Consider the following 6,853-nt stretch of genomic DNA (forward strand, 5'->3'; position numbering starts at 1 on the left):
AAAACGGTAAATTACATGCTGAAGATCTTTGGAAAATGTCCAAATTTCCAGAAGATATAGATGCTTTTTATGCTGAGCTGAAAAAATTAATTGAAGATGATAAAAAGATCAAAGAAAGTAGCGATAAAGGTTATTTGGAATTAGTATGAGAATAGACAAAGTTTACATTGAAGAATTTAAGAATCTTAGAAAGTTCTCTATTGATTTGGATGAAAGCAAAATGCACACCGTTTTAATGGGGCAAAATGCGGCAGGTAAGTCAAATTTCATAGAAGCAATTGTTTTAATTTTTAGAGATCTAGATCATGAAAGAGAAACGGAATTTACTTACGAAATAGAATATCGATGTAATGGAAGATATTTAAAAGCGATAGGTGGTAAAAACGTTAAAGGCATATATCAGCTTTATATTGGCGAAAAAATAGGTAACGATATTAAATATCCATTGAAGCCTTTATCAAAAGCAATCTTTAGAGAAAATAAAGATAAATATTTACCTAAACACGTTTTCTCTTATTATTCTGGTGTAAGTGATAGACTTTTAAAACATTTTGATAGACATCAAGTGCGATTCAGAGATGATTTGTTAAAAGGAATTGACCATCCAATAAGAAGGCTTTTTTACGCGAGAAATATTCATAGTCATTTTGTTTTAATGTCATTTTTTTCATTTAGTGATGAAAAAATTCAGAATTTCCTTAGCGAGTATTTAAACATTATTGGTCTTGAATCAGTTTTATTCGTTTTTAAAGAACCTAACTGGCTAAGAAATAAAAACCCAAGTGACTTCTGGGGAGCAAAAGGTCTGGTAAGAAGCTTTTTAGAAGAACTTTGGGAAATATCGATGGCTCCAATTGTAACAACAGAAAAAATAAGGGTAGATTTTGTTAAAAGATCACATCAGCAACAAATATATCTTTATGTTTCAAATCAAGAAAAAATTCAGAAACTTGCAGATAAGTATTTAAAACATTCATTATTTTTCAAAATTCTAGAAAGTACGTATGTTTCAGATTTAATACAAGAAGTTAGAATAAAAGTAAAAAAAAGAAATATAAATGGAGATATTACTTTTAAGGAATTATCTGAAGGCGAGCAACAATTGTTAACAGTTCTAGGCTTAATTCGTTTTACCAAGGAAAATGAATCTCTTTTTCTTTTAGACGAACCTGACACTCATTTAAACCCTCTTTGGAAATGGAAATATATCAGCCTGTTGGAAGGTATTGTTGATGAAAATGATCATTCCCAAATCCTTATGACAACTCACGATCCTCTTGTCATTGGAGACCTAACAAAAGAAGAGATTCGTATTTTTCATCCGGTAAAAAGTATAGACGAAAATGGAAATGAATACAATAAGATAGAAACTTTTCAACCAGATTTTGATCCAAAGGGAATTGGCGTAGCTGGAATTTTAACTAGTGAACTTTTTAATTTACCAACTACATTAGGACCTAAAACACAAAATGAGCTTAATGAATATCGTACATTAGAAGTTTTGGAAAGACAGGGAATTTTACCAGAATATCAAAAAGAAAAACTTAATAAGTATACCAAATATTTTGAATCTGCAGGATTTAACAAATATACTCGAGATCCTCTTTATAATCTTTTTATTGAAAAATTATCAGTCCTTGAAGAGTTTAAAAACATCCCTAAGAATGAAGATGAACGTAAAAAACAAGATAAAATCGCATTAACTATTTTAGAAGATCTTTTAAAAGAGGAAAAAGAATGAGAACTATAAATAGAGAGGATTTCGAATCAATTTTACCTGAAGGTTGGTTTGACAAAGCAGAATTATTTAAAAATGAACTTCTAGGGAAATCTGCGGAAGAAAGATCGAAATTTTTCAAAGATCATCCTATATGGCAGGAGTTACTTGTCCCATTAAAAAGTTTATCTAACAATAAATGTTGGTATTCAGAAGCACAAGAAGTTATGTCAGATATGGACGTAGATCATTTTAGACCTAAAAATGAGGCTGTCCAATTTGATGAGATAGGTAAAAAAACATCTAGAGAAGGTTACTGGTGGCTTGCCTATGATTGGAAAAACTATAGACTTAGTTCGATATATTCAAATAGGTTTAGAAAAGACAAACATACAGAAGAGAACATTTCTTTTGGAAAAGGCTCTTATTTTCCTTTACGCAATGGCTGTGTTATGGCAACTTGTTTAGAGGAAATGGATGATGAAGTGTTTTTGCTTCTGGATCCAATTAATCCAGATGATCCTGATTTGTTGTTCTTTACAGATGAGGGCTATGCCATACCTGCTGTTCTAGAAGAAGATGAACCTTGGGGATTCCAAAGGGCAAAAGTTTCAATTGATTTATATCATTTAAACCACACGCCATTAAAAGATGCACGTAAAGTTGTTTGGAATTATTGCCAAAGAAAGATAAATGATCTTAAAGAAGTGACTAGAAAACCTCATAGAAGTGCAAGAGATGAAGAAAAAATTTCTAGTATTAGACAAGACTTAAGAGAAATGATATCTAAAAACGCAGAATTTTCAGCAGTTGCTCTTGCTTGTATTGAGAAGAATAAAGTAAGAATGGCTGCATAATGATTATTTGTACCGACATCAAGAATAAAATTAAGACAGAGCTACTTAGTGCCAAAGCTATTTGGATTGCTACCGCTATGATAAGCCATAAGGGATGGGAATTTATACAAAGTAGCCTGCCTGTTAATACTGATCAACATTTCTTAATAGGCATTGATTTAGCAACCGAACCAAAAGTTTTTGAAGCAATATTGAATAACCTTCAAATTAATGCTCGTATATATCAGACCGCTTACACTTTTCATCCTAAAGTATATATTATTCAAAAAAAAGATAATTCTTTAACAGCATTTATTGGTTCATCTAATACTACAAGTTGGGGTCTTGAGAAAAATATTGAAATGAATTTTCAAGTTACTGACCAAGATGAATGTACAAAATTATTACAATGGTTTAATGAATATTATAATCGAGGCTACATCATTACCGAAGATTTCTTAGAAAGTTACAAAACAAAATTTAATAAGGTTTTTGTAAAAAATAAAGAGATAATTATTGACATAAATGGTATCAATAACGAAATAAGTAAAGATAAAGGACAATTTTTCTCAAGAAATCATCATAAAATATTTGAAAAAAAATATCATAGAGTTGAAAGTAAAGATTTAAAGCAATTAAGAAAAGAAGTTAGTGAAAAATTTAAAGAATTAAACAAAATCATTTATCCCCAATTTAAAAGTTATGGTTTGAATGATCTTCATTGTCATCACAATCCTAGAGAAATTGTAAGCAGACACTTTTTTAATCCTTTCAGTGGCAAATACATTAATGCCATTTGGCTCCATTATGGAAAATCTTATGATCAACTTCAATCATATAAAAGAGATCAAGAAAAGTCATTTATAAATAATATTCGTCTCCAAGTTATAATAAACGAAAATAGTATTGGAATTTGGCTTGTTTTAGGCAAGGATTGGGGTAGCATTGAAGATAGAAATCATTTCAGAGAGTCTATGAAAAATCCTGAAATTCAGAATGCTTTTTTTAATGCTTATAAAAACCTTGATGGCACTTACTCGATAAATGTATCTGATATGCCTAACTCAAAAGAAATTAAAACTTCGGAAGACTTATATAATCAAACTCAAAAAGAAACGATTGAAGATTATTTCATAATAGGTTCTAATATTGATTGGTTAGATGATAGGCTTTCTAATAAAAACATTTCAAATACTATTCTAACGGAATTCAAAAAGTTGTATCCACTTTATGAAATAATGAAACATGGTTAAGAATAAACATTAACTCAATGAATAACTAAGGTTATTTCCCTTTATAATCAACTAATAATTAGATAGATAAAAACATTATTTTAAGTTATATTTTATAAATTTTTCTTAAAAACATACAACATTGCATATAATTGACTAAATTTATTCTATGTTCGAATAAAAAGCATTATACTTGCTAAAATATTGTTAAAGTAAGTGTTTTATGACGTTTAATTATTCTGAAATTGGAAACATACTAAAAATAAGTATTGGTCTAACTTTTAAATGGACAGGATGGAAATTCTTTTTTTCCAGTATAGGTTCAGTTGGAGCTGTGTTATTAATTGGCAAAGTATATTTTTACTTAGAATTAAAAACGTCAATTATACTTGGAATAATAATTTTGTTTGTAATTTTTTTAGGTCGTTTTTTTCTAATTTTTTTAAAAGAAAGCTTTAAATATTTTCATGAGGTTTATAAAAACTCAATATATGGAGATGCCATAATCTTACTCAATGAGTGTTTCGCGTCACTAAATGAATACCGAAAAAAAAATACTCATGATGATGAAGAATTTATGAAAGCAATGATATTACTATGTAATAATTTAAAAGTTATTTTTACAGCTATTGCAAAACAAGAATGTGCAGTTTCAATAAAAGTACCTATTGCAAATACTTGGAATAATGAAACTTTAATTGTGAATTTAGTTAGAGACAGTGATCATTCGTCGCGTGATACTAAAGAGTATATGGAAGCTCAACATACATTATTAGGCAACACAGCTTTTACATTTTGTTTACATAAGGTTTCATCTAATAAGGATTCGAAGGCTTTTATTAATAACAACGTGAACAATTCAAAAAATTATGACAATACAAGCATGCCACTTCACAAGGATCAAAAACTACCTTACAACAGTGAACTTGTATACCCTATAGTACCAATCAATATAGACTACAAAGAGCATAGTTGCTTAGGTTTTATTTGTATTGATTCACCAAACGAAAATGCTTTTGATGCTAAATATGAAGTTGCCATAGTCAAAGGTGTAGCAGATGGAATTTACGACATTATAAACGCTAGAAATCAATTTAAACTATCAGAACATGGCGAAAAACAACAAGCTTAGTTTAGATAAATTCAATGATATTGAATTTGTTTCATCAAATGATGAAAATGCAGTTTATAGAATTGCAGTTTCTTCAAAAAATTTAACCCTTCAGGAAAGGCATAAAATTCAAAGAAATATAAATGATACTTCTGTCCATTTTTTTGATGTTGACGATTTGAATAACTTAAAACTTATTGAAGCTAAACTTCATAAAGAAGCACAATTAAACAATAAAGAGAAAAACAAAAAATCTCTTTTTGATTTTTTTCTAGATTAATTTTTAAACCCAACTCCTTAATTAGAGTTGGGCTTTTCTCAACTCAAAAACCAATGGTATTTACTACTACCATTTAATGCTTTAGAAATGCCATTTGAGAAATCAAAGGCATTTACATTCCTATCCAAGAATGTATCAATATAACTAATCCTATTACTTTCTACGAAATGATTATCGTTGTTCAAACAAAATGAAAATAATAACTGTTTTTCTTATTTAAGTTTTTTAGATAGCTTTTTCATCTCATCACTCACCTTTCGTTGAACTACCTTTCCATAGCTTTCCTGAGTAATCAACATATTTGAATGCCCTAGTAATTCTGAAACTATTTCCATTGGAACATTATTAAATAGCAAAACAGTAGAAGCGAATGTTTTTCTTGCTGTATGATGGGTCAGTCTTTTTTGAATCCCTGTTATATCAGCAATTTCTTTGAGATAAGAATTAAATTTTTGATTGCTTATAGATGGGAATACGAGCTTATTAACTTCTAAATACTTATTAATTATTTCTTGCGCTTTTGGAAGAATAGGTATGGAGATTTGACGTTGTGTTTTCTCTCTTTTCATCTGTATCCAATTTACCTCATCAAAACCTATCTGTATATTCTGTTGTTCAAGATTAGCCATTTCATTGTACGCTAGCCCCGTATAACAGCAAAAAATGAATAAGTCCCTTACTAAATGTAATTTTGGTTGAGAAATTGAAGCTTCTTCGATTGCTTTCAATTCATTACTAGTTAAAAAAACAATCTCTTTTTTCACTTTTCTAGGCTTATACAGAATAAAAGGGTCTTTGCTTAATATCTCTTCAGCAATTGCAATCTTAATGAGTCTTCTAAACCGCTGTATAGCTTTGTTAATTGTAGATTGCCCTTGATTCTGTTCAGTTTTGAGATAATATTCAAATTCAGTTAAAAACTGTAATGTAATTTTATCTAATGAGAAATCATTCTTTTTATATTTCCATTTAATAAACCCAACTATTTGAACACAGACATAATTATACTTTTTCCAAGTTGCCAACTGCAAATCTTTACCAATAAGCCTATAAATCTTATCTAAGTACTTTTGAAAGTAACTGATAACGTATTCATTTTCTTTTAGAGGTTTACCAAGGTATTTTAAGTAAATATCATTTGCATCAAAATCTTCCGTTTCTAATAGAATTGACAAATAAGAGTTCTTGATTTTTTGCTTAATTAATTCTAGCTGAGCATTATCATTTATAGCATTAGGTAATTTAGAATTGATTAACTGTCTGCTTGCATCCCAAGCCTTTGGTTCTACAAAATAACCAGTTGCATTTTCTTTACGAACACCCCTATAGGTAATCCGTACATTAATAGGACATAATCCTTTATTGTTTAGTCTGTTTTTTTTAACGACAAACAAAATTGTAAAATTTTCTTTTTTCATAGCTAATTGATTTAAAGTTAATTAGCATACTTTTAGGACTTGAAAAATGTACTCCTCGTAAATTGGGATTGCACCCCGAGTAGCACTCCTCCCTTTTCATCAAAAAAGTTGACAAATAGATTTTGGATCATGTTCAAAAGTTGGGGATTAAGCAAAAAGATTAGATAATCTGAACAAGAAGAAATCAATATTTCTTACACCTCTAAATTGGCTTCTAAATGCTTTTATTTTTGCATTAAAAGATTCAGCCGAAGCATTT

7 protein-coding genes are annotated in these 6,853 nt (G+C 29.2%); 5 read left to right on the top strand and 2 right to left on the bottom strand.

Translation table 11 applies throughout. The features are described 5' to 3' along the window. The first annotated feature begins 145 nt into the window (after window positions 1-145). The 5 genes from B8T70_RS22390 (at window position 146) to B8T70_RS22410 (ending at window position 5,176) form a co-directional block, all read left to right on the top strand. Window positions 146-1,741, top strand: a complete 1,596-nt coding sequence (locus B8T70_RS22390; protein ID WP_086896289.1) for an AAA family ATPase — start codon at window positions 146-148, stop codon at window positions 1,739-1,741. Beyond that, window positions 1,738-2,574: a hypothetical protein gene (locus B8T70_RS22395; protein ID WP_086896290.1), complete on the top strand. Its 837-nt coding sequence runs from the start codon at window positions 1,738-1,740 to the stop codon at window positions 2,572-2,574. The genes B8T70_RS22390 and B8T70_RS22395 overlap by 4 nt, the downstream gene beginning before the upstream one ends. Then, on the top strand, window positions 2,574-3,806 hold the full coding sequence (locus B8T70_RS22400; protein WP_086896291.1) for a phospholipase D-like domain-containing protein: 1,233 nt from the start codon (window positions 2,574-2,576) through the stop codon (window positions 3,804-3,806). The genes B8T70_RS22395 and B8T70_RS22400 overlap by 1 nt, the downstream gene beginning before the upstream one ends. Window positions 3,807-4,008: 202 nt before the next feature. Beyond that, a complete protein-coding gene (locus B8T70_RS22405; protein WP_086896292.1) occupies window positions 4,009-4,917 on the top strand; it encodes a hypothetical protein in 909 nt (302 codons plus the stop codon). After that, complete coding sequence (locus B8T70_RS22410; RefSeq protein WP_086896293.1) at window positions 4,895-5,176, top strand: hypothetical protein; 282 nt, start codon at window positions 4,895-4,897, stop codon at window positions 5,174-5,176. The genes B8T70_RS22405 and B8T70_RS22410 overlap by 23 nt, the downstream gene beginning before the upstream one ends. Window positions 5,177-5,214: 38 nt before the next feature. On the opposite strand, the gene B8T70_RS24395 is transcribed toward B8T70_RS22410, so the two are convergent. Both B8T70_RS24395 and B8T70_RS22420 read right to left on the bottom strand, forming a co-directional pair. Then, a complete protein-coding gene (locus tag B8T70_RS24395) occupies window positions 5,215-5,361 on the bottom strand; it encodes a DUF3871 family protein (protein ID WP_086896294.1) in 147 nt (48 codons plus the stop codon). Window positions 5,362-5,388: 27 nt separating this feature from the next. Beyond that, window positions 5,389-6,594: a site-specific integrase gene (locus B8T70_RS22420; RefSeq protein WP_086896295.1), complete on the bottom strand. Its 1,206-nt coding sequence runs from the start codon at window positions 6,592-6,594 to the stop codon at window positions 5,389-5,391. Window positions 6,595-6,853: the final 259 nt, after the last annotated feature.

It is taken from the genome of Flavobacterium sp. AJR, assembly GCF_002156885.1.
In the GTDB taxonomy this organism is placed as follows: Bacteria; Bacteroidota; Bacteroidia; order Flavobacteriales; family Flavobacteriaceae; genus Flavobacterium.